This is a genomic window from Variovorax sp. OV700 (genome assembly GCF_900099805.1).
Lineage (GTDB): Bacteria > Pseudomonadota > Gammaproteobacteria > Burkholderiales > Burkholderiaceae_C > Variovorax.
This window is the reverse complement of the sequence record NZ_FNDR01000004.1, coordinates 187,267-213,206: the sequence shown is the minus strand read 5'-3', so window position 1 is coordinate 213,206 and position 25,940 is coordinate 187,267. Positions and strand designations below refer to the sequence as shown.

Here is a 25,940-nt window from a genome sequence, read left to right as displayed (position 1 = left end):
GAAGAATTTTTATGAGCAACTACAAAGAAGAAGGCCGCGCATGATCGAACTCGACGGCTCCCAGGGCGAAGGCGGCGGCCAGATCCTGCGCACCAGCCTGGCCCTGTCGGTGGCAACGGGCCAGCCGATCGCCATCGACAACATTCGCGCGGGCCGCGCCAAGCCGGGATTGATGCGCCAGCACCTCGCGTGCGTCAACGCCGCGGCCGAAATCAGCGGCGCACAAGTCGAAGGCGCCGAGCTCGGGTCGCAATCGCTGCGCTTCGTGCCCGGGCCGGTGCGCGCGGGCGAGTACCGCTTCACGATTGCCAGCGCGGGCAGCTGCATGCTGGTGCTGCAAACGGTGTTGCCGCCGTTGCTGCTGGCCGGCGCGCCGAGCCACGTGCACCTGCACGGCGGCACGCACAACCCGATGGCGCCGCCTTTTCATTTTCTGGAGCGTGCCTTCGCGCCGCTGGTGCGTCGCTTAGGCGCGGACCTGCAACTGACGCTGCGCCGCTGTGGTTTCTACCCCGCCGGCGGCGGCGAGGTGGAAGCGACGATCGCGCCCGCCGTGGGTGGGCTGCAGCCTTTCGATCTCATCGCGCGCGGCGCGTTGCTGTCGGGCCATGCGGAGTGCTTGGCCCCGGGGCTGGCGCGGCACGTGGCAGCGCGCGAGTTGGAAACCCTGAGCAAGGCCATGGGCTGGTCTGGCGATCAATTGCGGGTGGGCACGGCGCGGCAGAACGAGGGGCCCGGAAATGCACTGCTCGCCACGCTGGCCTACGAACATGTGACCGAAGTGTTCACCGCCTTTGGCGAGAAGACACTGAGCGCCGAGCAGGTCGCGTATGCGCTGGTGAAAGAGATGCGCGAGTTCCAGAAAAGCCAAGGCGCGGTCGGACCGCATCTTGCCGACCAGCTGGCGTTGCTGCTGGGCCTGGCCGCATGGCAAAGCGGCAGCGCGGGCACTTTCACGTGCAGCGAAGTGACGGAGCACACGCGCACCAACTGCGCGGTGATCGAGCGCTTTCTGCCCGTGCGCTACGACATCTCGAAAGCGCCAGGCGCGGCCTCCATCACGGCCCGGCCAGCCTGAGCGACGACGCCGCCCGCCTTGCTCACGAGGAAGGTCGCGGCGGTCCAGGCTGGCGGCAGATCACCGCCAGCGGTTCCGAGCGGCCGCGCACGGCCAGCGTGTCGACTTGCGCCATCGTGTGCGGGAGGCCGGCCTGCTGCGCTGCGAACAGGGAGACCACCAGTCGCGACGAGGCCGCCTTGGCGTGGTCCTGGAGCCGGCTCGCGGTGTTGACCACTTCGCCGATGGCGGTGAAGGTGGTGGTGTCCAGGTAACCCACTTCGCCCACCGCCGCGCGGCCGGCATGCAGGCCCATACCGAATTCGAGGCGTTGCCCGAACTGGGCTTCGAAGCTTTCGCTCCACGCATCCATGCGCTGGCCGATGAGTTCGGTGGCGTGCAGCGCCTGGCGGCATGCGGTGGGTAGGTCGGTCTCAAGGCCGAAGATGGCCATCACGCTGTCGCCGATGAACTGGTTCGGCACGCCGCCGCTTTCGCGCACGGCCGCACCCACGGTGGCGAAGTAGCGGTCGAGCACATAGGCCAGATCGAACGGCCATTGCCGCTCCGACAACCCCGACCAGCGCCGCAGGTCCACGAACAGGATGGCCACGTCGCGCTCGCGGCCGAAGCTGCTGACCGGTGCCGGGCGCCCTCCGTGGGGTGGTGGCGCGAACAGCGGCGTGACCTCGATATCGCCTCGCGGGCGCAGCTGGCAGGCCAGCCGCACGTCGCCCGGTGCACGCACCCGCTCGAGCGTTCGCTGCTCGTCGCGGCCCGGCGCGCCCGTGTGTTCCGCTGGGCCGAGCACGCGCACGCGGCAGGTCGAGCATCGCGCCCGCCCGCCGCAAACCGACAGGTGCGCTATGCCGTGCGAGCGGCTCGCTTCCAGCACGCTCCAGCCGCGCGGCACATGCACCGTACGGTCGGGGTAGCGCAGGGCAATGGACGGCTGGCGAGACCAGCGCGCGAACCCGTTGCGTCCCCAGCGGGCCGCCAGCAAGGCGAGCAGCGCCAAGCCGTAGAACCACTTGATGTAACCCTCGGCCGCCTTGAGTGCCTTGCCTTGTTCGGGCGTCGGCAACACGGCCGGCGGCACGCCGGTCCACTGGAACTCGCGCCCCATCGAGACGAAGCCCATCGCTGCCGTGAGCGGCAACACGACCGCAAAAGCAAGCAGCAGATAGGAAAAGCGGCGGTAGCCGGGCCGCGCCCGCAGTGCGAAGTGCACCCCCAGGCAGCCGTGGCTCCAGGCCGCGAGCATCAAGGCGAACTGCGCGCTTGCGCCCGGCAGGTTCCACAGCCCCCAGACAACACGAACGTAGGAGCCCTCGATGCCATAGGCGAGATAAGCGCCGCGCATGGCCGTCAGGTGCGTGGCCAGCAGCAGCGGCAACGCAAAACCCAGCAGCACGCGCAGGCCCTCGAGCGGCGGCATGCGCAGGGTCCGCCGTTCCCACAGGGCGACCACGGCCAGTGCGAGGTGCGTGAATGCCGCGCCGTACAGCAGCAGCGTGCCGGGCAGGCTGTGCCAGAACTTCTGCACGCCGCGCAGCACGGTTTCGGCTGCCGCAAAGGAGAAGATCCCCAGCGAATGGTTCAGCAAGTGCGCCGTGACATAGCCCATCAGCACCAGCCCGCTCACCCAGCGGAGATTGCGCCGTGTCGGCGGTCTCAGCAGAAATGGGGCGTGGGGGGAACGTCTGTCCATGAACGGGTTCGAAGCGGCACCCGAGCATAATGCGCGCGCTCTTACCGACCCGCATGGCCCCATCTCCCACCATCCCTCGTTCCAGCCTCGCGCTGCGTCGCATCGCGCTGCTCGAAGGCCTCTCCGACCAGCGCCTGGACCTGCTGGCGCAGCAGTGCCTGTGGCACAGCGTGGAGTCTGGCGCGCCGCTGCTGTTGCGCGCCGAGCAGCAGGGCGACGTGTTCCTGCTGGTCTCGGGCCGGGTGCGGGTGACCACCTATTCGGCCAACGGGCGGCAGGTCACTTTCAGGGATTCGGAGGCCGGCGAACACTTTGGCGACATTGCCGCCATCGACGGCGGGCCGCGTTCGGCCGACGTGGTCACGCTGGAACCCAGCGTGCTCGCCAGCCTGGACCGGGCCGCCTTCATGGCCCTGCTGCGCGAGGAGCCCGTGGTGGCCGAGCGCGTGATGCGGCGGCTGGCATCGCTGGTGCGGCAGCTTTCCGAACGCGTGATCGACCTGAGCACGCTCGGCGTACAGAACCGGCTGCATGCCGAACTGCTGCGCCTTGCGCGCGCGACCGGCGTGGAGGGCAATCAGGCGCGGCTGGAGCCGGCGCCGAAGCACGCGGCCCTTGCCAGTCAGATCAGCACCAACCGCGAGCAGGTGACTCGCGAGCTCAATGTGCTGGTGCGCAGCGGCGTGTTGCGCAAGGACGGCAAGGCCCTGTTGGTGGCCGACGCCGCCCGCCTCGAGCGCATGGTCTCGCAGGTCAGAGGCGACGCCGGCTGAGCCGGGTCAGTTCCAGCGGCCGCGAAGACCGCCGAGGCTGAAGCGGCCCGCGCCCAGCAGCACCACGGTGAGCGCGCCGAACAGGTACAGGCCCTGCAGTTCGAGCGCCCAGCCGCCTTGCTTGGTCATTGCGAACAGGTCGGCCATGTGCACGAGGCCGAAGGCCGCGAGCATGTTGATGACGACCACGCCGGCGGCGGCGCGGGTCCAGAAGCCGGCGATCATGAGCAGCGGCGCGACGATTTCGCCCACGTACACCAGGTAGGCAAGCCCGCCCGGCAGGCCGGCCTTGACCAGCATGGCGCTCACGAAGCCCACGCCGGCCGAGATCTTGAAGATGCCGTGCAGCAGCACGAGCACGCCGATGGCCACGCGCAGCAGCAGCTTGCCGGAGTCGTCCAGCGTGGCGGGGGAGAGGGAGGAAGCCTGTGCAGGTGCGATCGGCGCACGCGCGGAGTGGGCGGCTACGGCCTGGTTGTTCATGGCGGATCCTTGGAAAGTGGAGGGGTCGCCGCGGGAGTACGACGGTTGCGGTTCCAGTGTGCGGAGACCCCGCGAGCCGGTATGTGCGTTTACGCACAGTTTTCGGCAACCGCCTGGCACGCCTGCAAAGCCCACGCCTTCCTGCTACGCTCGAATGGCCCGCCCACGGATCCAGCGGGCTTTTTTCTGCCTGCGTCGCCTCTTTCTCCATGGTCTTTCCCCTCATCACCGATCCGCATTTTTATGCGGTCGCCATTCCCGCCGTGCTGCTGCTCGGCATCAGCAAGAGCGGTTTCGGCGCCGGCTTCGGTTCGCTGGCGGTGCCGCTGATGGCGCTGGCGGTCACGGTGCCGCAGGCGGCGGCCATTCTGATGCCGCTGCTGCTGTTGATGGACCTGCTGGGGATCGCTGCCTTCCGGCGCGATTTCGACCGTGCGCTGCTCAAGTTTTTGATTCCGTTCGGGCTGCTCGGCACGGTGATCGGCACGCTGCTCTTTCGCACGCTCTCGGCCCACACCGTGGCGGGCATCGTCGGCGTGTTCACCTTGCTGTTTCTCGCTCAGCGGCTGGTGTTTCCGCCCAAGCCCGACGATCCGCTGCCTTCGCGCGCGGTGGGCGCGGCGCTCACGGCGGTGTCGGGCTTCACGAGCTTCATCGCCCACGCCGGCGGGCCGCCGGTCAACGCCTACGTGATTCCACTGCGGCTCAATCCGGTGGTGTTCACTGCCACGATGGCGTATTTCTTCTTCGTGGTGAACCTGAGCAAATGGATTCCCTACGCATGGCTCGGCCTCCTCGACCTGCGCACGTTCGCCACGTCGGCGGTGCTGATGCCGCTGGCCCCGCTCGGCGTTTGGATTGGTATCCGCATTGCCCGGCGCATCAATGCGACGTGGTTCTATCGCTTCGTGTACCTGGGCATGCTGCTCACGGGCCTGAAGCTCGTCTACGACGGCTTCCTGGCCTGAGGCCGGCGGGATCAGAACTCGACGATCGACTTGAAGCCGCCGAACATCATCCGCTTCGCATCGAAGGGCATGGTCTTCGGGTCCATCGCGGCAATGCGCGGGTCGGCCATGACCTTGGCATTGACTGCATCGCGGTGCTTGCGCGACTTGTAGACGATCCACGAGAACGCCACCGTTTCGTCGGTCTTCTGCTTCACGGCTTGCGGAAACGAGGTTAGCTTGCCGGGCTTCACGTCGTCGGCAATGCACTCCACGTATTCGAGCGCGCCGTATTCCATCCAGATCTTGCCGGCCTTGCGTGCCAGCTTGCGGTAGGCCTCGATGTTGTTCGAGGGAACGGGAACGAGAAAGCCATCAACATAACGAGCCATTGGAAGTCTCCTTGAAAGAAACGGAAGGAAGAAAAAGAAAAGCGGCTGCCGGCCAGGCAAACCTTCAGGATGCCGCCGCACGGTTTTCCGTGCCTGCGGATGCCGCGGCCCCCTCGTTGTTCTTGTCGTTCTGGGTGGACCCCGGTGGGGCAGTGCGAAGCAGCAAGGCCCCGATCAAACCCGCCAGCGCCGCGAACACGGCGCCGACAAGAAACGCAAGGTTGTAGCCGCCCGTGAGCGCAAGAGGCAACTGCGCCCCGGCTGCCTGCATCGAGCTGGTGCGCGCCGCGGCGGCACTGGCCAGCACGGCGAGGCCGAGTGCGCCGCCCATCATGAAGGCGGTGTTGACCACGCCCGAGGCGAGGCCCGAGTCGGCCGGGTCGACCTCGCTCATGGCCGCGAGCAGCACCGGGTTGAACGCCATGCCGGCACCCAGGCCGAGCAGCATCATCCCGGGCAGCACGTCGATCACAAAGCTGCCGTTGACGGGTGCGCGTGCGAAGAGCGCGAGGCCGATGGCCGCGAGCCAGAGTCCGGCCGCGAGCGGCTTGCGGATGCCGAAGCGCATCACGAGCCTGGCCGAGAGGCCGAGCGAGAACACCGCCATGATGACGTTGGCCGGCAGGAAGGCGAGGCCGATCTGCATCGGCGTGTAGTTCAGCACCAGCTGCATGTAGAGCGCGGAAATGAAGAACCACGCGAACATTGCCGCCGCCCACAGCACGCCCACCACGTTGGCGACCGACACGCTGCGCAGGCGAAAGAGGCCCAGCGGCATCAGCGGATGCTGCACGCGCGCCTCGATGGTGATGAAGATCGCGAGCAGCACCACGGCGGCGCCGAGCAGGCCCAGCGTTTGCGTGGAGCCCCAGCCGGCTTCATTGCCGTTGACCACGCCGTAGACCGCGAGCATGAGCGACAGCGTGACGGTGACGGCGCCGGCCACGTCGAGCTTCTCGCCCTGGGCCTGGCCACGCGCGTTGGGCAGCAGCGCCACGCACAGTGCATACACCGCCACGCCGATCGGCAGGTTCACCAGGAAGATCCAGTGCCAGCTCAGCGAGCTCGTGAGCAGCCCGCCCAGCAGCACGCCAATGCTGCCGCCGCCTGCGCAAACGAAGCCGTACACGCCCATCGCCTTCGCGCGGTCGGCCGGTTCGGTGAACAGATTCATGATCAGCGAGAGCGAGACGGCCGAGACCACCGCGCCGCCCAGCCCCTGCACCGCGCGCGCCGCAATCAGCACGCCTTGCGAGTTGGCAATGCCGCAGGCCAGCGACGCGAGCGTGAAGAGCACGAGGCCGATGAGGAAGAGCCTGCGGTGGCCGTACAGGTCGCCGAGCCGTCCGCCCAGCAGCAGGAAGCCGCCGAAGGTCAGCATGTAGGCGTTCACCACCCAGACCAGCGAGGTCTCGGTAAAGCCCAGGTCGGTGCGGATCGAAGGCAGCGCCACGTTCACGATTGTGGTGTCGAGCACGATCATCAGCACGCCGAGGCACAGCACCATCAATGCGAGCCAGCGCTTCCGGTTGTTGTCGAGTGTGTCGGTCATGAAGAGTGATTCCCTGCAAATTGCGAGTGAGGCGGATTCAGACCAGCGGCTTGCCGCCGTTGATGAGCCACGGCGTACCGAAGCGGTCGGTCACCATGCCGAAGCCCTCGACCCAGAAGGTTTTCTCGAAGGGCATGGAGACGGTGCCACCCTCGGCGAAGGCGTCGAACACGCGGCGCGCTTCGGCGACGGTCTCCAGGGTCAGCGCAACGCCGAAGCCCTTCATGCCTTCGTAGGTCTGGCCGGGCATGGTGTCGGAGGCCATGAGCATGCCGTCGCCGTAGGCAAGGGACGCATGCATGATGCGCTTCTTGACGTCGGCCGGCATCTGCTCGGTATCGGGCGCTTCGCCGATGGTCATCATCATCTGCATGGTGCCGCCGAGCGTCTTCTCGTAGAAGCGCATGGCTTCGGCTGCGTTGCCGTCGAAGGTGAGGTAAGCGTGGATGGGAGACATGGTGTTTCCTTTCAGTGGTTACTTTTCGGAGGCCGTCTTGAGGTTGGCAAGGCCGGTTTCGAAGTCCTTGCCGATCATCTGGTCCATGTTGAAGAAGATGCCCATGAGCTTTGCGATGTAAGGGCTCGGGCCGTGCATGGCCCAGGTGACCTGTGTCGCGCCGTCCTGAGGCTGCAGCCTGAACTCGGCCATGTTGCGGGCTTCGAAGGGCTTGGTGAAGTCGAGCCTGATCGCGATCTTCGAAGAGGGCGCCGACTCGAGGATTTCCATCCGGCCCGCTCCCGCCTTGTCGTTGCCTTCCCACGCGTAGGTCGCACCCTTGCCTGCGGGTGCGCCGCCGAAGGTGCGCTTCATGCCCGGGTCCAGCTTCTCGTAGGGCGACCATTCGCCCCAGCGGTGAAAGTCGTTGATCAGCGGAAAGATCTTCTCGGCCGGCGCCGCAATGCGCGCCGTGCGTTCGACGCGGAAGGTGCCGGGCCGGGTGGCGGCGTAGATGAGCACGATCGCGGCCAGCGCGAGGACGACGACGGCAATTTTCTTGAGCATGAAGGTATTCCTGGGGCGGGCGGGGCGGACCCGCGCGCTAGTTGGATTACTAGCCGGCGTGCACCACCAGCAGCCAGCCGATGCCGAAGCGGTCGGTGAGCATGCCGAAGCTGGAGCTGAAGAAGGTCGGCATCAGCGGCTGCATCACCTGGCCTCCGTCGGCCAGCGCATCGAACCATTGGCGCGCCTCGGCGTCCGTGGCAGCGGTGAGGGCAAGCATGATGCCCTTGAACTCCGGCTGGCCGGAACACCGTCCGTCGGAAGCCAACAGCTCGGTTTCGCCGATGCGCAGGACGGAGTGCATCACCTTGTCGGCGGCGGGCGCGCCGCCGGCGCAACCTGCCTCGGCGTCGCCCGCTGGCATTTCGGGTGCATCGCTGTAGCGCATGAGCTGCACGACTTCGGCGCCCAGCGCCTCCTTGTAGAACGCGATCGCTTCGTCACAGCGGCCTTCGAATGACAGATAAGACTGGACTTTCATGGCGGATCCTTTGAACTGAGGATGAAAGGATGCGCAGGGACCTGCGCGCATACGGAATTACTAGTTTGTGTACACCGTCCACAAAGAATAGCAGACATAATGGACACTGTCCACATGGAGATACCTGATGAGCCCCCGGATCGTTCAGCCAGACCCCGGCGTGCCCGCCGCCCGCAGCACGTACCGCCACGGCGACCTGCGCCGCGCGCTGCTCGATGCGGGCATCGAACTGGCTCGCGATGGCGGCCCCGATGCGGTGGCGCTGCGCGAGGTGACGCGGCGCGCGGGCGTGGTGCCCAACGCGGCATACCGCCATTTCGCGAGCCGGCGCGAGTTGCTGCTGGCGGTGCGCGCCGCAGCGCTGTCCGCGGCGGCCACGGCGATGGAAAAAGAACTGGCGGTGCTGCCCTGCGACCAGCCACCCGCCGACTTCGCGCGGGCGCGGGTGCGGGCCATTGGCACCGCCTACCTGCGTTTTGCGCAGGCCGAGCCGGGGTTGTTCAAAACGGCTTTTCTCGTGTCGTCGGAAGACGCCCAAGGCGAGGTGGGACCGGGGCGCGCGGGTGCGAGCGGCATGGACCCGTTCCAATTGTTGAGCAGCGCGATCGACCGGCTCGTCGATGCGGGCGCATTCGACGCTTCGCGGCGCCCGAACGCCGAATACCTGGCCTGGTCGGCCGTGCACGGACTGGCGCTGCTGATCATCGAAGGGCCGCTGAAAGACATGGACGCAGAAGCCACCCATGCGCTGGGGCAGCGCCTGATCGACATGGTGGAGCGGGGGCTTTAGCCGGAGCGGCCAAGACTACAGATAGATCTTCTGCAGCAGCCGGATCAAAGTTTCGCGTTCGCGTGCCGTGAGCCGCGCGCTGGCATCGGCCTCGAGTTGCGTCACCGTCTGCTCGGCCTCCCGGATCAGCTTTTCGCCCGCCTCGGTGAGATGCAGTCCCACCGCGCGGCCGTCATGTGGGTGCGGCCGGCGCTCGATGAGCCCGCGGCTGTCGAGCGTGGCGACCAGGCTCACCAGGTTGGGCGGCAGGATGTCGAGCGTGTTGCAGAGCTGGCGCGAGGTCGCGCCCGGGTTGTGCGCCAGCAGCGAGAGCACCGAAAAATCGATCTGTTTGAGGCCGTACGGCGCCATGCGTTCGGCAAACACGCCTGTGATGATCAGCCAGGCGCGGCGCGCGTTGTAGCCGACCAGGGCTTCCAGCACGCGGGCATCGAGCCGGTCGGACTTGGTATTGGCAACCGCAGGCGGCGCCGCTTTTGCGGAACTGTTCTTGGAGGGACGAGGCATGGTCCCAAGCGTAACCGCGCCGGGCCACGCGGGTGCATCGGCTAGCCGCCCGCCACCGGTGATTTTGCGGCGTCGTGCGACATGGCAACACCTTCGCAGGCGCGCTTGACGATGCCCAGACGCATGTCGAATTCGGGCAGCACCCAGCGCCGGAAGGCCGCCGCCGGGCCGGCCCGGACGGCACGCTCGGCCTCTGACGCCTCGGCCGCGTCGATGCGCGCCCAGGCCCAGGCCATCATCGTGAGCATCACCACGCGCAGGTAGTCGTCGGCCACTTCGTACGGCAGCACCGGGTTGGCATGCGCGGCCATCGCGATGGTGGTGCCCAGGTAGCGCAGCTGTGCGAGCCGGCGCTGCACGTCGGCGTCGGCCTCGCGCGAGGCATCGAGCGTGTCGCGCAGTTCGAGCAGCACGGCCGACATGTCGGCGCCGTTGTCGGGCAGTACCTTGCGCACCAGCAGGTCGATGGCCTGGATCTCGTTGGTTCCCTCGTAGATCATGGTCACGCGCGCGTCGCGCACGATCTGTTCGATGCCCCATTCGCGCACGTAGCCGTGGCCGCCGAACACCTGGAGGCATTCGCTTGCGCCATGAAAGGCCTGATGCGTGCAGGCGGCCTTCAGAACCGGCGTGACCAGCGAACACCAGCGCTGCGCGCGTTCTCGCGCCTTGGGGTCGGCGTCGTGCGCGGCCACGTCGAGCATCAGCGCGCTGCGGTAGGCGAGCGTGCGTGCGCCTTCGATCCAGGCGCGCTGCGTATCCAGAATGCGCCGGACCGCCGGATGTTCGGCAATCAGGTCGGCGGCTTCACTGCCGCGGCTTGCGGGCACAGCGCCGGGCGCCCGCATCTGGCGGCGTTCCGTCGCGTAGGCATCGGCCTTCTGGCAGGCGGCGTCGAGCAGGCCGATGCCCTGCAATGCCACGTGCAGGCGCGCAGCATTCATCATCACGAACATCGCGGCCAGGCCGCGGCTCGGCTCGCCGACCAGCCATCCGGTGGCTTCGTCGAAACGCATGACGCAGGTCGGGCTGCCATGCAGGCCCATTTTTTCCTCGATGCGCTCGCAGTGCACCGCATTGCGCGCGCCATCGGCGAGCACCTTGGGTACGAGCACCAGCGACAGGCCCTTGGGCCCCGCGGGTGCATCGGGCAGGCGGCAGAGCACCAGGTGCACGATGTTCAGTGTCAGGTCATGCTCGCCGCCGGAGATGAAGATCTTGCCGCCGCTCACGCGCAGGCTGCCGTCGGCCTGCGGCACGGCGCGCGTGCGCACCTGACCCAGGTCGCTGCCCGCGTGAGCTTCTGTGAGGCACATGGTGGCGAGCCACTCGCCTGATGCGAGCTTCGAAAGGTAGCGTTCGCGAAGTTCTTCGCTGCCGTGGTGCTTGAGGCAGGCGTAGGCGCCGTGCAGCAGGCCAGGCGCCATGGTGAACCCGTGGTTGGCTGCGCTCAGCCATTCGTAGAGGATGGCTTCGAGCACGGTCGGCAGGCCTTGGCCGCCGTCTTCCGGCGCAGCCGACAAGCCGGGCCAGCCGCCATCGACAAAAGACTGGTAGACCTCGCGAAAGCCCGGCGGCGTGGTGACTTCGCCTTGGCTGAAACGGCAGCCGATCTCGTCCCCATCACGGTTCGACGGTGCCACCGCCTCGGCCACGAAGCGCGCCGCTTCCTCGAGCACCTGGCCCTGCAGCGCCTCGTCGACCTCCCCGAAGGGCGCGAGCGTGCGCAGTTTCGACGGTGCATCGAGCACCGCGTTCAGGATGAAGCGGTGGTCTTCGGGGCGGGGCCGGTAGTCCATCGGGGTATCAGGATTCGGCGGTGAAGCCGATCTTCTTGACCAGCGGACCCCAGCGCTCGTATTCGGCCTGGAGCGATTTCTTCATGTCCTCGGGCGAGGAGCCGTGGGCGATCAGCCCGACTGAGAGCAGGCCCTCGGCCACGGTCTTGTCCTTGAGCGCTGCCTGGATTGCCGTGCTCGCCGCCGCGATCACATTGGCAGGCGTCTTGGCGGGTGCGAAGAAGCCGAACCATTCGTCGGCCACGATTTCGGGAAAGCCCTGCTCGGTGAAGGTGGGCACGTCGGGCAGGTAGGCCGGGCGCTGTGCGCCCGAGGTGGCGAGCACCCGCAGCTTGCCGGCCTTGGCGAAGGGCAGGCAATCGCCTACGGGCGTCATGCTGGAGGCGATTTGCCCGCCCACCACGTCGTTGATGGCCGGCAGCGAGCCGCGGTACGGAACGTGGCGCAGGTCGGTGCCGCTGTTCAGGCCCAGCAGCGCCCCCAGGAAGTGCGGCGTGGAGCCCGCGCCCGGCGAGCCGTAGCTGGCCTGGCCGGGGTTGGCCTTGCCCCAGCCGATGTAGTCCTTCAGCGTCTTCACGCTGGCCGGCACCATGGGGCCGACCGCCAGGCCGTGCGTCATCACGGCGCCGATGGAGATGGGCGCGAAATCGGCGAGTCCGTAGCTCAGTTTTGTATAGATGTGCGGGTAGGTCGACAGGGCCGAGGCCTGCGCGAGACACAGCACCGAGCCATCGGCCGGCGAGGTCTTGAGCGTGTCGAGCGCAATGCGCCCGCCTGCGCCGGGCTTGTTCTCGACCACCGCGTTGATCTTCGAGAAAGGCGTTTCGCCGAGTTTTTCGGCCACGCGGCGCGCCACGCTGTCACCCGCGCTGCCGGCCGGAAAGCCGTAATAGATCTTGGCCTGCTGCACCGCTTGGGCGAGTGCCGCAAGAGGATGCAGGGCGCTGAATGCGGCTGCGCCGCTGAGCATCGTCACGAACTGGCGTCGGTTGGTCATGGTCTTGTCTCCTGGTTGTTGGGGCTGAAATCAGCGCGGTGCCATGCGCAGGGCGCCGTCGAGGCGAATCACCTCGCCGTTCAAATGCCCATTGGTCACGACGTGGCAGGCCAGCTCGGCAAACTCCGAGGGCTTGCCCAGGCGCGGCGGAAACGGGATCGACGCGGCCAGCGACTGCTGCACGGCTTCGGGCAGCTCCATCAAAAGCGGCGTGGCAAAGAGGCCGGGCGCCACGGTGCACACGCGAATCGCGTGCTGCGCCAGGTCGCGCGCCATCGGCAGCGTCATGCCGACCAGGCCGCCCTTGGAGGCGCTGTAGGCCTGCTGGCCCACCTGGCCGTCGAAGGCGGCGACCGAGGCGGTGAAGAGCATCACGCCCTTCTCGCCGCTGCCCTGCGCATCGAGCTTTGCGCAGCGCGCCGCAAACAGCCGCGCCATGTTGTAGCCACCGATCAGGTTGATGTTGACCACGCGCACGAAGTCTTCGAGCGGTGCCGGATTGCCGTCCTTGCCGACGATGCGCTTCGCGCTGCCGATGCCCGCCACGTTCATGAGGATGCGCGCGGGGCCGTGGGCTGCAGCGGCCTTGTCGAGCGCGGCGTTGACGCTCTCTGTGTCGGTGATGTCGCAGACGCAAGCGATGCCGCCGATTTCAGCGGCCACCTTGTCGGCGAGCTCCGCATTGCGGTCAAGCACCGCCACCTTGGCGCCCAGCCGCGCGAGTTCGCGCGCAGTGGCTTCGCCCAGGCCCGATGCGCCGCCGGTCACGAGCGCGGCTTGTCCTTCGATCTTCATGGTGTGTGGTCTCCTGGATGAATCAACGGGGCTTCAGGGTGAAGGGCAGGGTGTCGGCATGCAGCGCCTCGACGATCTCGGCGCGGTGCTTGAGCACGGCGCGCTGGTTGATGGAGCCCTTGTCGGTCACTTCGCCCTTGTCGATGGAGGGCGGCTCGGCCATCAGGTGCAGCCGCGCGATGCGGTTGGCGCTGCCGGTGCCCATGGCGGCCAGTTCGTTGGCCACCTGCTGGAAGTGCGCCTGTACCGGCGCGCTTTCGAGCACCTGCTGCATCGTTGCATCGGCGGGCAGTCCGGCCAGCTGGCGCACCTTCTGCGTCGGGAAGACCAGCGCACCGACTTCCTTCAGGTTGATGCCGGTCAGCACGGCGTCTTGCACATAGGGCGCGCCGGCCGCGATGATCTTGGCGCGCAGCGGGCCCACGCTCACGAAGGTGCCGGTGGCCAGCTTGAAGTCTTCGGCAATGCGGCCGTCGAAGCGCAGGCCGCGGTGGATGTTGTTGTCGTCGATCCACTTCACCGCGTCGCCAGTCGAGAAGAAGCCCTCTTCGTCGAAGGCCTCGGCCGTGGCGTCGGGTGCGCGCCAGTAGCCGGGCGTGATGTTGGGGCCGCGGTAGCGCACCTCGGTCTTGCCGTCGACCTCGATCAGCTTGAGTTCGATGCCGGCCGCGGGCAGGCCCACGTCGCCCGACTTGACCTCGGGCCCTGTGACATAGAGCGCGAAGGGGCCGGACTCGGTCATGCCCAGGCCGGTGCCCATCACGATGCGTTCGCCGATCTCGGCCTCCTGCGTCTTGTGCAGGCTGTCCCACACGGGCTGCGAGAGCGCGGCGCCCGAGTAGAAGAACATCTTCACGCGAGACAGCAGGTTGCGGCGCAGTACTGCGTCGGTTTCCATGGCGTGCGCAATGGCTTCGAAGCCGGTGGGCACGTTGAAGTAGATGGTGGGTGCGATCTCGCGCAGGTTGCGCAGGGTCTCGGCCATGCCGCCCGGCGTGGGCTTGCCGTCGTCGATGTAGAGCGTGCCGCCGTTGTCCAGCACGATGCCCACGTTGTGGTTGCCGCCGAAGGTGTGGTTCCAGGGCAGCCAGTCGACCAGCACCGGCGGCTCCTCGCCCAGCGCGGGAATCGACTGGCGCAGTTGCTGCTGGTTGGCGCACCACATGCGGTGCGTGTTGATCACCGCCTTGGGCATCTTGGTGGAGCCCGAGGTGAAGAGAAACTTGGTGATGGTGTCGGGGCCGGTGGCGCGCATTGCCGCATCGATGGCGGGCGTTGCGGGCGTGGCGGCCAGCGCATCGAACGGCGTGGCGGCGCGGCCTTCGATCGTGCCTTCGGCGATCACGACTTCGGTGTCCGCAGGCACCGCCGCGGCAATGGCGCGGCCGAAGCGCGCGGCGTCGGCGGCAAACACCAGGCCGGGCGTGAGCGTGTCCAGCACGTGGCGCAGTTTTTCGAAGTCCTGGCTCACCACCGAATAGGGCGGCGACACGGGGCAGTAGGGCACGCCGGCGTACAGGCAGCCGAGAGCCATCAGCGCATGTTCGATACCGTTCTCGCTGAGGATCGCGACCGGGCGCTCCGCATCCAGGCCGCGGTCGAGGAGGGCCTGGCCGATGCTGCGGGCTTTTTGCAGCGCCTCGGCGTAGCTCACGCGCTGCCAGTCGCCGGTGCTGCCGTCGGCCAGCCGTTCGCGGCGGGCGATGAAGGTGCGGTCGGGCGCCGCTTCGGCCCAGTGCGCCAGGCGGTCGGTCATGCGGTCGCGGTAGGGCGCGAGCGGTGTTTCGGCCCGCAGGTACTGCGTGCCCAGCGCGCCGTCGCGCAGCACGGCGCGCGTAACGCCGAACGCCAGCGGACGGTATCGGATCGTGGTCATCCCTTGCTCACCTTGGCGCCGCGGCCTTCGAGGAAATCGCGCACGCGCTCCTTGGCCTCGGGCGCGTTCTGCACGATGCCGGACATCAGCGCCTCGGTAAAGAAGCCGTGGTCGGCCGACTGCTCGGCAATGCGCGGCAGCGCGTGCATCAGTGCGTAGTTGGTCAGCGGCGCGTTGGTGGCGACGCGCTTCGCCAGCTCGAAGGCCTTGTCGAAAGCCGTGCCCTCGTCGACCAGGTACTGCGCGAAGTTGGCGCGCTCGCCATCCTCGGCGTTGTAGACGCGGCCGGTCATCATCATGTCGGTCATGCGGGCCACGCCGATCAGCTTGGGAATGCGCACCGAGCCGCCGCCGCCCACGAAGATGCCGCGCGAGCCTTCGGGCAGCGCGTAGAAGGTGCTGCGGTCGGCCACGCGGATGTGGCAGGCGCTTGCCAACTCGAGGCCGCCGCCGACCACCGCGCCGTGTAGCGCCGCGATCACCGGCACTGGGCCGTGCTGGATCAGGTCGAGGGCGCTGTGCCACAGCCGCGAATGCTGCATGCCCTGGCCCGCGTCGCGCTCTTTCAGCTCGCTCAGGTCGAGGCCGGCGCAGAAGTGCGGGCCTTCGCCGTCGAGCACCGCGGCGCGCACCGTGGACGGCAGGGTCTCGAAGGTGTTGCGCAGCGCAAGGACCAGGCTGTCCGAAAGCGCGTTGCGCTTGGCGCCGCGCGTCAGGCGAACGATGGCAACTTCGTCGCGGATGTCGATGTGGAGATCGGGATTGGTCATGATTGCATTCGTGTGTGAGTTGGATTATGGTTATGATAAATAATCAATTCAAGGCACTTGAGCGCCCCAATTCCTAGGGACTTACCCGTACTGGAGACAACGACATGGACCACCAGAACCTGATCGCCATCGACATCCACACCCACGCCGAAGTGAGCTGCTGGAACCCGTTCGACAACTACGGCGAGGAATACGACCGCGCCGCCGACAAATACTTCGGCTCGAGCGGCCGGCCGACCATTGCCGAGAGCGTGGCCTACTACCGCGAACGCAAGATCGGCCTCGTGATGTTCATGGTCGATGCCGAGTCGAACATGGGCCGCCGCCGTATTCCGAACGAAGAGATTGCCGAAGCCGCGCAGAAGAACAGCGACATGATGATCGCCTTCGCGAGCATTGATCCGCACAAGGGAAAGATGGGCGCCCGCGAGGCGCGCCGGCTCATCGAGGAGCACGGCGTCAAGGGCTTCAAATTCCACCCGACGGTGCAGGCTTTCCACCCCTACGACAAGATGGCGTGGCCCATCTACGAGGTGATCGCCGAGTACAAGCTGCCGGCCATCTTCCATACGGGCCACAGCGGCATCGGCTCGGGCATGCGCTGCGGCGGCGGGCTCCGGCTGGAGTACAGCAACCCGATGCACCTGGACGACGTGGCCATCGACTTTCCCGACATGCAGATCGTGATGGCGCACCCCAGCTTCCCCTGGCAGGACGAGGCGCTGAGCGTGGCCACGCACAAGCCCAACGTGTGGATCGACCTGTCGGGCTGGAGCCCCAAGTATTTTCCGAAGCAGCTGGTGCAGTACGCCAACACGCTGCTGAAAGACCGCATCCTGTTCGGCAGCGACTACCCGCTGATCACGCCCGACCGCTGGATGAAGGACTTCGAGGCGGCCGGGTTCAAGCCCGAGGTGATGCCGGGGATCCTGAAGGGCAACGCGGTCAGGCTGCTGCGGTTGGACAAGACCGCGGCCTGATGTGCTTGTGTTTAGTGATTGCCGATCACCACATAGCCATCGCCAAACTTCTCGGCCTTCGGCGCCACCTTGGCGCACAAGCGATGGTTGCACAGGTTCAGGTCGCCCGCCGCGATGGCGCCGAGGACTTGGCGGTTGTAGTCGATCTCCTGCAGCGCCTGTGCATTGCGCCACACCCAATAGCTGCTGCCACCCACCACCAGCACGGCCATTGCAAGGAGCGCCAGCGAGACCTTCCACAGCCATGCCTTCTGGGCCGTCAGCAACTGGCTCTGCGCTTTCTGCAAGAACTGCTCGGCGTTCGTCACCTCGCGCTGCATGCTCTTTTGCCCCTGCTGATGCGCAGCGTTGACATCCGACGACAAACGCAAAGCGCTTCGGTCGAGTTGCTGGCTGGCCTGCGTAATCTGCGCCGTGGCGCCCTCATTCTGTCGACGCAGGTGCTGGGTCACGCTCGATAGATTCAGCGCCAGCTCTTGCAGTTGTTCGGGGGTCATGGTGCGAGTGTCTTGAACGATGCCGATGCGGGCAAGGGGTCGGCAATCACGAAGGCAGGGGTGAAGATGGAGTAGTCTCGTTTTCTTACCCGGGGCATCGCATCCTGGCCCGATTGCCCGACGTCGAAGGTAACGGTCATCGGTTCGGTGCTTTCGTCCACGTTCACCTTGCCCGAGAGGACGGACCATTTGCCCGCTTCGACCACGATGGTGGTGCTTGTGGGGGGGGCGTGAAAGGGGAATTGCTTGAAGAAGACGTCCCTCACTACGCTGGCTTGGACGGTCGACCTGTAGATGCCGGGTGGTATGGGGGGGGTATAAGGGGGATGCGCCCTTCTTTTGACTGTAAGGTGGCTGGATCAATGTAGTCATAGCCAAACGTGGTGCTGAACCAGGCGCTGCCCCGGGCCTGCTGCGCGCTCAGGTCGGGCACATAGGCTTTTGCATCGACCTTGCTCGCGCCCGGCGGCTCGCCAATGCGATCCAGCGTGACAAAGCCCAAAATGGTGTACTTTTTGGTTTGGTTCCAAACTATTGACTCACCCCACAGCGCCCCACGCGTCGGATCGGCCGGCGCCCCATAGTACGAATACTCGGCAATATTGCCCCCACAGCGGCTGAAGCATTCACCGTATCCCACCATGGCGCAGCCCGCCAGCGTCAGCGCCGCCAGTGCGGCGGCAATCCATTTGTGCAAAGTGTTCTTCATTGCATGCCCCTCTATCGACCCATCGCCGGCCCGCGCTGTTGCGGCTGCTGCGCTTCTTCCAGCCGCTGGGCGGCAAGTTGCTGCTCGCGTTCGCGTTGCTGCTGCGCGATCTGGGCTTGTTCGTACTCCATGCTTTGCTGCTGAAACTTCTGCCATTCGGGCGAAGCCTGGTGCGCCTCAATCACCCGGTCATAGGCTTTGTCGTCCCCTCGCTTGATGGCATCGGCTAGCGCATTGAACCTGTCGCCAACGGAGCTTTTGGGGGTAATGGAGGCGGCCAGCGGCTGATCTTGTGCGGCAGCAGGTGTTGTCGTGGTCTTTGGCTCGACGGCCGGGGGCAGTGCCTGGATTGGCTGTGCTTGCTGCTGCGCTGGCTTGTCGTGCGGGTGCGGCGTCGGAGTCACATGCAGCGGATGGTCTTTGGCGAGGTAGTGCTGCTGGGCTTGCATACGTTGGGCATCGATGTCGGCTACCACGTCATCGATGACGGCCCGACGCTCAGGTTCGGGACGGTTTTTGATCTCCAGATACTTTGCCTCCAAATCCCTGAGCGCCTCCTGATACAAGGGGCTGCCATCCACCCGCGGATGGTCATTCTTGCCCTCGGGCAGCGAGCTTTGGCTGACCACATGCCCTTGCCCATCGCGCGTTCAACAGCGTAGCTTGGCGTGAAATAGTTCTGCGCCACCAGCGGCCCCGTCGGTGTCCTGGTCTCGGTGCTCAAAGTCTGGCCGGTCACGCGGTCGCTCGTCGTGGCGGTGAAGCGCCGGCCTTGATCGAGGTCGAGCACCTTCTCGACGTGGTGGCCTTGTTCGTCGGTATAGCCCAGCTTGAAACGGCCATGATCCATTGCGCCCGCCTGGTTGGCCGGGTAATTCGGGTTCGGCTCCCACACTGGCGCACCATGTTGCTTGATGCTGTCGATGCTGGGGTGAAAAAAGTCGCGCTCGCGGTCGGTCAGGGGCAGGGTGGAGAACCGTTCGAACTCGGTCTTCTTGAGGCCCAAAGCCCCGATCGCATGCCCCCCGATGGAGGGGAGGAAGAAGTCCACGCCGCCGCCCTTGTCGCGCAAGGCCGGCATTTCGCCCAAGACGCGCTCGCGGGAGGCCGGGGGGTAGGTGCCCGCCAGCGCTTCAAACCCGAGCACGCCTTTTTCCTTGAAGTAGTTGGCGGCGGCGCCTTCGGGCTTCCAGGCTTGCAGGCCGTGCAGAAACTCGATTTCGGCCGTGGTGCGGATCTCGTGGTAGCGGGCGTCGGCAGCCAGCGCGAATTTGTTGGTGGATTGCTCCCACTTGCCCAGTTCGGCCCAAGTACGGTATTCGCCGGGACGCCCGGGGCGTTCGAACTCTTTGTGGCCTTGCAGCATGCGGTCGCGCTGGTCGGCGGCATACCAGCATTCGATGTCGTGGCGATGGGCGATGGAGTCCGCGTAGGAATTGGCGCCCGTCGTGCGCGGCACCTGCGGGTCGGAGAGCTGTTGGTGGATGGTGTAGTGCGCCGCCACCTGGGCATCGAGCTTGTAGACTCGTTCGCCGTTGGGCAGGATGGTGCCGTACAGATCGGGCCGGCTGCCTCTGGCAGGATGGATCTGGCTGGCCCCGCCAAAGTAGTCGGCACCGGGCGAATTGCCATAGCGCGGCGGCAGGCTCTGGTCGGCCTGGTGTCTGAAATCGCCCATTTTTAGGCTCCCTGAAGTCGCTGAAGAACGGCAGCGCAAGAGGAATGCTATGCGGCGATGCGAGCGCCAAAACTCTGAACCGGAGACTGCTTGCGCGATTCGAGACAAACTACACGGTCAGGCCTCTTTTTCCACCACTTCCTCATCCCACCCCGAGCGTTCCTTGCGCAGGGCGCGCTCGCGCGCCATCTGTTCCGCGAATTGCTGGCGGCCCGCCTTGCTGGCTGCGATCAGCTTGGCGCGGTCCTTGTAGTGCGGGTACATCTCGTCGCTCAGCCGGATGTTCCGGCGGCGAAAGCGCAACGCCGTTTCGCGCGCCTCGTGGGCCGGCCAGCCCAGCGCTTCGAGCGCCGAGCGGGCGCTGCGCAGCGACGATTCGAACACCTCGCGCTCGACCTCGGTGACGCCGCGGTCGCGCAGCTGAAAGAGATGGTTCACGTTGCGAGCCCGCGCGATGATGTGCGCCTGCGGAAAGTGCTCCTTCACAAGATCGACGATCTCCAGCGACTGCTCGATGTCGTCCACCGCCACGACGATGGCCTTGGCCGTGCCGGCGCCCGCGGTGCGCAGCAGGTCGAGCCGGGTGGCGTCGCCGTAGAACACGCGAAAGCCGAACTGCCGCAGGCCTTCGACCGTGTCGGCGTCGTGGTCGAGCACCGTCACGCGCAGCCCCTGCGACATCAGCATGCGGCCGACGATCTGGCCATAGCGGCCGAAGCCGCAGATCAGCACCTTGGCGTCCTGCTGCTCGGAAATCTCTTCCAGCTGCGTGCCGCCGTTGCGGCTGTAGCGCGGCAGCACGAACTTGTCGAGCAGCACTAGGAGGAGCGGCGACAGCAGCATCGACAGCGCCACCGCGCCGATCAGGAGCGAGGTGATTTCGGGCGGAAGCACATCGGGCCCAGCGGCCTGGAACACCACGAACGCGAACTCACCGCCCTGGGCCAGCAGCAGCGTGAACACCGGGCGCTCCTGGTAGGCGAGGCCCATGGCCTTGGCCAGGGCGTAGATCGCCGCCAGCTTGACGGCCATGAAGCCGACCACCAGCAGTGCCATGAGCCAGGGGCTCGCGATCAGCACGCCGAAGTTGATCGACATGCCCACGGCAATGAAGAACAGGCCGAGCAGCAGGCCCTTGAAGGGCTCGATGTCGGTTTCGAGTTCGCGCCGGTATTCGCTTTCCGCCAGCAGCACGCCGGCAAGAAAAGCACCCAGCGCCATCGACAGGCCCACGAACTGCATCAGCGCGGCGATGGCCACCACCAGCAGCAGCGCGGCGGCGGTGAAGATTTCGGGCGTGTCGCTGCGTGCGATCCAGCGCAGCAGCGGGCGCAAGGCAAGCCGGCCGCCGAGGATGATGCCGGCGATCACGCCGACGATCTTCAGCCCTTCCAGCGTGCGGTCGAGCCCGCTGAGCGACTGTTCGGCCGCCGTGGCGCCCGCCAGCAGCGGTAGCAGCGCAAGGATGGGAATGGCCGCCACGTCCTGGAACAGCAGGATCGAAAAGCCCGCCTGGCCGCTCGGCGTCCGGAGCAGGTTGCGTTCGCCGAACACCTGCAGCGCGATGGCCGTGGACGAAAGTGCGAGGCCGAGCGCCGCCACCAGCGCCACACGCCATTCGGCACCCGCGGCCCAGCCCACGGCAAACAGCACTGCGGCGCAGCAGAGCACCTGCGCCGCGCCCCAACCGAAGATGGGCCGGCGCAGGTTCCACAGGCGCTTGGGCTCCAATTCGAGGCCCACGAGGAACAGCATCAGCACCACGCCGAACTCGGCAAAGTGCAGCACGTCTTCCACGCTGGAAACGAGCCCGAGTCCCCACGGGCCGATGGCGATGCCGGCCACGAGGTAGCCGATGATGGAGCCGAGGCCCATGGCCTTGGAAAGCGGCACCACCAGGACGGCGGCCCCCAGGTAAATCAGGCTGCTGGTCAGCCAGGCGGGTGCGTGTTCCATGCTCAGGCCGTGCCTTTTTCGTTGTTGTTGTTGTTTTCTTCGTTGGCGGCGGACATGGAAGCGAGGCCCCGGGCCGTCGCGGAGTAGAAGGCGGCGGACGCCGCCTTGTCCGCGTCGTCGAGCTCTGCCGGGCGGTCGGTTTCGGGAACAGGGCAGGCCACGCAGGCGTCGAGCTCCTCGAGTTCCGGCCACTGGGGATAGCTGCCGAGCCGCTGGGCAAAAACATCGACGTGCGCCGCCACCTCGGCGTCGCTCGCGCTGCGCGCGCCGTGGAACACCAGCGGCGGGAGAAAGCGCATGCCACAGAGCGCGGCGGTCTGCTCGTAGGGCGGCAGGAAGGCATCGAAGAAGTAGCGGTTGTAGCTTTGAGGGTGGTAGCTGGCATCGGGGCCGCCGGTGGTGGCGACCAGCCAGCAGTCCTTGCCCTGGAGCGCGGTGCCCCCGCGGCCATAGGCCCAGCCGTAGCTGAGCACGTCGTCGAACCAGAGTTTTTGCAGCGGCGGCGCCGAATACCACTGGATGGGGTGCAGCAGCACCAAGAGGCGGGCCTTGGCAAGCCGCGCTTGCTCGGCTTCGACGTCGATCGAGAAGTCGGGGTAGCTGCCGTACAGGTCGTTCACCTGGACGCCCGGCACCGCGCGCGCGGCCGCCAGCAGCTGCCGGTTGACGCGGGAATCGCGCCAATGCGGATGGGCCGCGAGCACATAGATGCCGTCTGCGCCGGCGGTGGATGTCGTTGTCGTCATGCCGCGAACATAGCGCAAGATCGGCACTTGCCCGGGCCGCGCGGTACCGGAGCCGCCTTGTCAGGCGCCGGGGCGGTGTGTCGCGATGCCGACAGCCGGCCCGGCAAGCTTGGCGATAGAGTGCCCCGCATGACCAAAAAGACATTCCAGACCCTTCAGGATCTTGCCGCCTGCGTCGGCCAGGAAGTTGCCGTGAGCGACTGGATCACCGTCACGCAGGAGCAGGTGAACCAGTTCGCCGAGGCCACGGGCGACCACCAATGGATCCACGTCGACGTCGAACGCGCCAAGGCCGGCCCTTTCGGCGGCCCGATCGCGCACGGCTTTCTCACGCTGTCGCTGCTGCCGCGCTTCTACGAGAGCGCGTTCGAGGTGGCCGAGTCGCGCATGGGCGTGAATTACGGGCTGAACCGGGTGCGGTTCATGTCGCCGGTGCCGGTGGGCAAGCGCCTCCGCGCACGCATGAAGCTGCTCACCGCCGAGCCCATTGCGGACGACGGCCTGCAGATGACCTGGGAAGCCACGATCGAGCTCGAAGGCGCGGCCAAGCCGGCCTGCGTGGCTGAGTCGGTGGTGCGCCGCTACCGCTGAAGTTCGCCGCCAGCCGCGGCGTCGGGGCGCAGCCGCTCAGCCGAATCCGTTCTGACGCCAGGCCTCGAAGACGGTCACCGCCACAGCATTCGAAAGATTCAGGCTGCGCTGTCCCTCGCGCATCGGCAGTCTGAGGCGCTGGGGCTCGGCGAAGGTCTCGCGCACCGCGGGCGGCAGGCCGCTGGTTTCCGAGCCGAACACCAGCCAGTCGCCGGGCTGGAAGCGCACGTCGTGCACGGCCCGCGTGCCGCGCGTGGTGAGCCCGAACATGCGCTCGGCGGCGGGCTGTTCGCCGTCGAGCAGGGCCTGCCAGCTCTCATGGCGCTTGATCTCGGCGTACTCGTGATAGTCGAGCCCCGCGCGGCGCAGCAGGCGGTCGTCCATCGAGAAGCCTAGCGGTTCGACCAGGTGCAGCGCGCAGCCGGTGTTGGCCGCAAGACGGATCACGTTGCCTGTGTTCGGCGGGATTTCGGGGTGGACCAGGACGATATGGAACATGCGCCGATTGTCGCGGCGGCGCGCGCCGCTCAACGCGGCGGATCGGTTCGCGCGAACACGACGGCCGTGACGTGGGCCGCGCCGGCCAGCCGCAGCGCCGCGGCCGCCGAGAACAGTGAGGCGCCCGTGGTCATCACGTCGTCGACCAGCACCACGCGGCGGCCCTGCAGCTGGCTGGCGCGCAGGGGCTCCACCGCAAAGGCGCCCTGCAGGTTGCGAAGACGCTCGGCGCGTGCGAGGCCGATCTGCGCCGGTGTGTCGCGGGTGCGCAGCAGCAGCGTGGCGTCGGTCTTGGCCGGCGCCAGCCGGCGCGCCAGTTCGGCCGCCTGGTTGAAGCCGCGCTCGCGCAGCCGGGCGGGCGCGAGCGGCATCGGCAGCACGGTGTCGCACTGCTCCAGGGCCGGTTCCACCCAGGGTACGCTGCGCATCAGCGTGGCAAGGGGGCCGGCCCAGCCGGCCTCGCCGCGGAATTTGAACTGGGCGATGCAGTCGGGCCACGGCCACGCATAGCTGCATGCCGCAAGGCAGGCGTCGAGCGGTGGCGGATCGCCCACGCATTCGCCGCACCGGGCAACGCCTTCCGGGACAGGCAGGGCGCAGCTTCCGCAGCGGGCGGCCGGCGGCGCGAAGCGGGCCACGCAGGCGTCGCAAACCCGCCGCGACGGCCAGGCGCGGCACACCTCGCACTGGCTGGGCAGCCGTGCAAGAAGAGAGGTCAAAGGCCGGGCGGCCCAACGGCTGAACATGGGCTCAATATACTCACGGCCCCATGGCCACCGACCCCGCAAGAAGACCGCCGACCATCGACCCCACGGCGGCTGCACGCTGGAGCCGGCTCGCGCCCACCGCCGGCTCGCCCTGGCTGCACGAGGAAATCGGCCGCCGCATGGAAGACCGCCTGCAGTGGATCAAGGCGCAGCCCCGCACCTGGGCCGACTGGGCGCCCCTGCGCGGCGGTCTCGAGGCGCACGAACTCGTGGCCAAACGCTATCGCGAGGCCGGCTGCTTCGTGATCGAGCCCGAAGCGGCGCTGGCCGCCGAGACCGGCGAGGCGCTGACTGCGCCCTGGTGGAGCGCGCGCCGCTGGCAGGGCGGCAAGGCGCGCTTCGACCCGCCGCCCGAAGACGGCGTGGACCTGCTCTGGGCCAACATGTCGCTGCACATGGCGGCCGACCCCGAGGCGCTCATCGCCCGCTGGCACCGGCTGGTGGCGACGGACGGCTTCCTGATGTTCTCCTGCCTCGGCCCGGACACCGTGCGCGAGCTGCGGGCGCTGCACACCCGCCTGGGCTGGCCGGCGGCGGGCCACGAGTACACCGACATGCACGACTGGGGCGACATGCTGGTGCATGCCGGCTTCGCCGAGCCCGTGATGGATATGGAACGCATCGTGCTTACCTGGGCCACGCCCGAGGCGGCACTGGCCGAACTGCGCACGCTGGGGCGCAACCTGCATCCGGCCCGCTTTCCGGCGCTTCGCGGCAAGGCATGGCACCGGGCGCTGAAGCATGCGCTGCCCGAATTGGCGCCGGCCGCAGAGGGTGGCGGGCGCATCGCGCTGACCTTCGAAGTCATCTATGGGCATGCCTTCAAGCCCGCGCCGCGCGTGGCGCTTTCGGCCGAGAGCGCGGTGTCGCTGCGCGAGATGCGCTCGATGCTGCAGCGCGGCCGGCCCGGCGGCTGAACGGCGGGGTGCGCATGCGCGCATCCGGCGGGCGGCCGCCTGTGTCTACCCGCTACAATCCGCCGTTGCGTGAAACTCGCGGGTATTGTTCCGCGAACGAGGGCTGTCCGATCCTGTGGAGACAAGGGGTTGGCCGGTCGTCGACGCACCGATTTGCTGAACTCGCCCGTGTCGAATTCCGTGTTTCGTTTTGCCACCGTTTCAGGCCAGAGCATCCAATGGTTCCTGAAGCGGAACTGCTCGGTGACGCCGAGCCAGCTGGGCTGGCTCTACGCCTCGCTGTGCGTGGCATCGCTCGGCATTGGTACGGTGTTCTGGCAACTCGGCGCGCCGCTGGTGCTGCCTTTTGCCTGGCTCGAACTGGCCGCCGTGGGTTTCGCGTTCATGCTGTACGCGCGGCACGCGACCGATGGCGAAAAGATCGCGCTGCAGGGCGGACGGCTGGTGGTGGAGCTCGAGAACGGTGGGGACTACGAGCGCACGGAATTTTTACCGCACCAGGTGCGGATCGAACCGCAGGCCGGCGATCGTTCGCTGATCGAGGTCTCGGGTCAGGGTCGATCGGTCAGGGTGGGGCGCTATGTACGCCCGGAGTTGCGAGCCGCACTGGCGCGCGAGATTCGCATGGCGTTACGTGGCGCCTGAGGCTCACGCGGCGCTGCACGGTT

30 protein-coding genes are annotated in these 25,940 nt (G+C 67.1%); 8 read left to right on the top strand and 22 right to left on the bottom strand.

Annotated elements, in window-relative coordinates; genetic code table 11:
- The first annotated feature begins 40 nt into the window (after positions 1 to 40).
- Positions 41 to 1,078 (top strand): RNA 3'-terminal phosphate cyclase, encoded by a 1,038-nt coding sequence (gene rtcA / locus BLR24_RS10905; RefSeq protein ID WP_093016685.1) that lies wholly within the window; start codon positions 41 to 43, stop codon positions 1,076 to 1,078.
- A gap of 22 nt (positions 1,079 to 1,100) precedes the next feature.
- On the opposite strand, the gene BLR24_RS10900 is transcribed toward rtcA, so the two are convergent.
- The gene (locus BLR24_RS10900) at positions 1,101 to 2,768 is read right to left on the bottom strand and encodes an adenylate/guanylate cyclase domain-containing protein (protein ID WP_093016683.1); all 1,668 of its coding nucleotides are present in this window, start codon (positions 2,766 to 2,768) and stop codon (positions 1,101 to 1,103) included.
- Positions 2,769 to 2,797: 29 nt separating this feature from the next.
- Between BLR24_RS10900 and BLR24_RS10895 the strand changes: the two genes are divergently transcribed.
- Entirely contained in the window at positions 2,798 to 3,541 is a 744-nt protein-coding gene (locus BLR24_RS10895; RefSeq protein ID WP_093016681.1) for a Crp/Fnr family transcriptional regulator, read from the top strand.
- Between the two features lie 6 nt (positions 3,542 to 3,547).
- On the opposite strand, the gene BLR24_RS10890 is transcribed toward BLR24_RS10895, so the two are convergent.
- Positions 3,548 to 4,024 (bottom strand): DoxX family protein, encoded by a 477-nt coding sequence (locus tag BLR24_RS10890; protein ID WP_093016679.1) that lies wholly within the window; start codon positions 4,022 to 4,024, stop codon positions 3,548 to 3,550.
- Between the two features lie 209 nt (positions 4,025 to 4,233).
- Here BLR24_RS10890 and BLR24_RS10885 point away from each other — a divergent pair, with 209 nt between their 5' ends.
- Entirely contained in the window at positions 4,234 to 4,992 is a 759-nt protein-coding gene (locus BLR24_RS10885) for a sulfite exporter TauE/SafE family protein (RefSeq protein ID WP_093016677.1), read from the top strand.
- An 11-nt stretch (positions 4,993 to 5,003) separates the two neighbouring features.
- Here BLR24_RS10885 and BLR24_RS10880 read toward each other — a convergent pair whose 3' ends face one another.
- The 5 genes from BLR24_RS10880 to BLR24_RS10860 all read right to left on the bottom strand — a co-directional run bounded on the left by BLR24_RS10880 (position 5,004) and on the right by BLR24_RS10860 (position 8,399).
- Positions 5,004 to 5,363, bottom strand: a complete 360-nt coding sequence (locus BLR24_RS10880) for a DUF1428 domain-containing protein (protein ID WP_055802605.1) — start codon at positions 5,361 to 5,363, stop codon at positions 5,004 to 5,006.
- A 64-nt stretch (positions 5,364 to 5,427) separates the two neighbouring features.
- Positions 5,428 to 6,915 carry a DHA2 family efflux MFS transporter permease subunit gene (locus BLR24_RS10875; protein WP_093016675.1) on the bottom strand — a complete coding sequence of 496 codons (1,488 nt, stop codon included), beginning with the start codon at positions 6,913 to 6,915 and terminating at the stop codon, positions 5,428 to 5,430.
- Between the two features lie 37 nt (positions 6,916 to 6,952).
- Positions 6,953 to 7,372: a VOC family protein gene (locus tag BLR24_RS10870; RefSeq protein WP_093016673.1), complete on the bottom strand. Its 420-nt coding sequence runs from the start codon at positions 7,370 to 7,372 to the stop codon at positions 6,953 to 6,955.
- Positions 7,373 to 7,390: 18 nt separating this feature from the next.
- Complete coding sequence (locus BLR24_RS10865) at positions 7,391 to 7,918, bottom strand: SRPBCC family protein (RefSeq protein WP_093016671.1); 528 nt, start codon at positions 7,916 to 7,918, stop codon at positions 7,391 to 7,393.
- 49 nt (positions 7,919 to 7,967) lie between these two features.
- Entirely contained in the window at positions 7,968 to 8,399 is a 432-nt protein-coding gene (locus BLR24_RS10860) for a VOC family protein (protein ID WP_093016669.1), read from the bottom strand.
- Between the two features lie 127 nt (positions 8,400 to 8,526).
- Here BLR24_RS10860 and BLR24_RS10855 point away from each other — a divergent pair, with 127 nt between their 5' ends.
- Positions 8,527 to 9,189 carry a TetR/AcrR family transcriptional regulator gene (locus tag BLR24_RS10855; protein WP_093016667.1) on the top strand — a complete coding sequence of 221 codons (663 nt, stop codon included), beginning with the start codon at positions 8,527 to 8,529 and terminating at the stop codon, positions 9,187 to 9,189.
- Positions 9,190 to 9,204: 15 nt separating this feature from the next.
- Here the strand turns inward: BLR24_RS10855 and BLR24_RS10850 are convergent, their stop codons facing one another.
- From BLR24_RS10850 to BLR24_RS10825, 6 genes are read right to left on the bottom strand one after another with little or no spacing between them, the layout of a single operon-like run.
- Positions 9,205 to 9,696, bottom strand: coding sequence for a MarR family winged helix-turn-helix transcriptional regulator (locus BLR24_RS10850; protein ID WP_093016665.1), 492 nt, complete (start codon positions 9,694 to 9,696; stop codon positions 9,205 to 9,207).
- 41 nt (positions 9,697 to 9,737) lie between these two features.
- Positions 9,738 to 11,495 carry an acyl-CoA dehydrogenase family protein gene (locus tag BLR24_RS10845; protein ID WP_093016663.1) on the bottom strand — a complete coding sequence of 586 codons (1,758 nt, stop codon included), beginning with the start codon at positions 11,493 to 11,495 and terminating at the stop codon, positions 9,738 to 9,740.
- A 7-nt stretch (positions 11,496 to 11,502) separates the two neighbouring features.
- Positions 11,503 to 12,492 (bottom strand): Bug family tripartite tricarboxylate transporter substrate binding protein, encoded by a 990-nt coding sequence (locus tag BLR24_RS10840; RefSeq protein WP_093016661.1) that lies wholly within the window; start codon positions 12,490 to 12,492, stop codon positions 11,503 to 11,505.
- Between the two features lie 30 nt (positions 12,493 to 12,522).
- Positions 12,523 to 13,287, bottom strand: a complete 765-nt coding sequence (locus BLR24_RS10835; RefSeq protein ID WP_093016659.1) for an SDR family NAD(P)-dependent oxidoreductase — start codon at positions 13,285 to 13,287, stop codon at positions 12,523 to 12,525.
- Positions 13,288 to 13,309: 22 nt separating this feature from the next.
- Positions 13,310 to 15,163, bottom strand: a complete 1,854-nt coding sequence (locus tag BLR24_RS10830; protein WP_093016657.1) for a feruloyl-CoA synthase — start codon at positions 15,161 to 15,163, stop codon at positions 13,310 to 13,312.
- Complete coding sequence (locus tag BLR24_RS10825) at positions 15,160 to 15,933, bottom strand: crotonase/enoyl-CoA hydratase family protein (protein WP_093016655.1); 774 nt, start codon at positions 15,931 to 15,933, stop codon at positions 15,160 to 15,162. Before BLR24_RS10825 ends, BLR24_RS10830 begins: the two co-directional genes overlap by 4 nt.
- Before the next feature lie 104 nt (positions 15,934 to 16,037).
- Here BLR24_RS10825 and BLR24_RS10820 point away from each other — a divergent pair, with 104 nt between their 5' ends.
- Positions 16,038 to 16,913 carry an amidohydrolase family protein gene (locus BLR24_RS10820; protein WP_093016653.1) on the top strand — a complete coding sequence of 292 codons (876 nt, stop codon included), beginning with the start codon at positions 16,038 to 16,040 and terminating at the stop codon, positions 16,911 to 16,913.
- An 11-nt stretch (positions 16,914 to 16,924) separates the two neighbouring features.
- Here the strand turns inward: BLR24_RS10820 and BLR24_RS10815 are convergent, their stop codons facing one another.
- The 7 genes from BLR24_RS10815 to BLR24_RS10785 all read right to left on the bottom strand — a co-directional run bounded on the left by BLR24_RS10815 (position 16,925) and on the right by BLR24_RS10785 (position 22,499).
- Positions 16,925 to 17,410: a hypothetical protein gene (locus BLR24_RS10815; RefSeq protein WP_093016651.1), complete on the bottom strand. Its 486-nt coding sequence runs from the start codon at positions 17,408 to 17,410 to the stop codon at positions 16,925 to 16,927.
- Entirely contained in the window at positions 17,407 to 17,616 is a 210-nt protein-coding gene (locus tag BLR24_RS10810) for a hypothetical protein (protein ID WP_139188754.1), read from the bottom strand. The genes BLR24_RS10815 and BLR24_RS10810 overlap by 4 nt, the downstream gene beginning before the upstream one ends.
- A 59-nt stretch (positions 17,617 to 17,675) precedes the next feature.
- Positions 17,676 to 18,119, bottom strand: coding sequence for a hypothetical protein (locus tag BLR24_RS10805; RefSeq protein ID WP_093016647.1), 444 nt, complete (start codon positions 18,117 to 18,119; stop codon positions 17,676 to 17,678).
- A gap of 11 nt (positions 18,120 to 18,130) precedes the next feature.
- A complete protein-coding gene (locus BLR24_RS10800) occupies positions 18,131 to 18,595 on the bottom strand; it encodes a hypothetical protein (RefSeq protein ID WP_217636313.1) in 465 nt (154 codons plus the stop codon).
- Positions 18,589 to 19,797, bottom strand: coding sequence for a hypothetical protein (locus BLR24_RS10795; protein WP_093016643.1), 1,209 nt, complete (start codon positions 19,795 to 19,797; stop codon positions 18,589 to 18,591). The genes BLR24_RS10800 and BLR24_RS10795 overlap by 7 nt, the downstream gene beginning before the upstream one ends.
- 117 nt (positions 19,798 to 19,914) lie before the next feature.
- Positions 19,915 to 21,753, bottom strand: a complete 1,839-nt coding sequence (kefC, locus tag BLR24_RS10790; protein WP_093016641.1) for a glutathione-regulated potassium-efflux system protein KefC — start codon at positions 21,751 to 21,753, stop codon at positions 19,915 to 19,917.
- Between the two features lie 2 nt (positions 21,754 to 21,755).
- Complete coding sequence (locus tag BLR24_RS10785; protein WP_093016639.1) at positions 21,756 to 22,499, bottom strand: glutathione-regulated potassium-efflux system oxidoreductase KefF; 744 nt, start codon at positions 22,497 to 22,499, stop codon at positions 21,756 to 21,758.
- A gap of 129 nt (positions 22,500 to 22,628) precedes the next feature.
- Between BLR24_RS10785 and BLR24_RS10780 the strand changes: the two genes are divergently transcribed.
- Positions 22,629 to 23,090 carry a MaoC family dehydratase gene (locus tag BLR24_RS10780; RefSeq protein ID WP_175543249.1) on the top strand — a complete coding sequence of 154 codons (462 nt, stop codon included), beginning with the start codon at positions 22,629 to 22,631 and terminating at the stop codon, positions 23,088 to 23,090.
- A gap of 36 nt (positions 23,091 to 23,126) precedes the next feature.
- Here BLR24_RS10780 and trmL read toward each other — a convergent pair whose 3' ends face one another.
- Complete coding sequence (gene trmL / locus BLR24_RS10775; RefSeq protein WP_093017331.1) at positions 23,127 to 23,588, bottom strand: tRNA (uridine(34)/cytosine(34)/5-carboxymethylaminomethyluridine(34)-2'-O)-methyltransferase TrmL; 462 nt, start codon at positions 23,586 to 23,588, stop codon at positions 23,127 to 23,129.
- Positions 23,589 to 23,617: 29 nt separating this feature from the next.
- Positions 23,618 to 24,334: a ComF family protein gene (locus BLR24_RS10770; protein WP_093016637.1), complete on the bottom strand. Its 717-nt coding sequence runs from the start codon at positions 24,332 to 24,334 to the stop codon at positions 23,618 to 23,620.
- A gap of 23 nt (positions 24,335 to 24,357) precedes the next feature.
- Here BLR24_RS10770 and BLR24_RS10765 point away from each other — a divergent pair, with 23 nt between their 5' ends.
- Both BLR24_RS10765 and BLR24_RS10760 read left to right on the top strand, forming a co-directional pair.
- Positions 24,358 to 25,272 (top strand): class I SAM-dependent methyltransferase, encoded by a 915-nt coding sequence (locus tag BLR24_RS10765; RefSeq protein WP_093016635.1) that lies wholly within the window; start codon positions 24,358 to 24,360, stop codon positions 25,270 to 25,272.
- 168 nt (positions 25,273 to 25,440) lie between these two features.
- Positions 25,441 to 25,917, top strand: coding sequence for a DUF2244 domain-containing protein (locus tag BLR24_RS10760; RefSeq protein ID WP_093017329.1), 477 nt, complete (start codon positions 25,441 to 25,443; stop codon positions 25,915 to 25,917).
- The last annotated feature ends 23 nt before the right edge of the window (positions 25,918 to 25,940 follow it).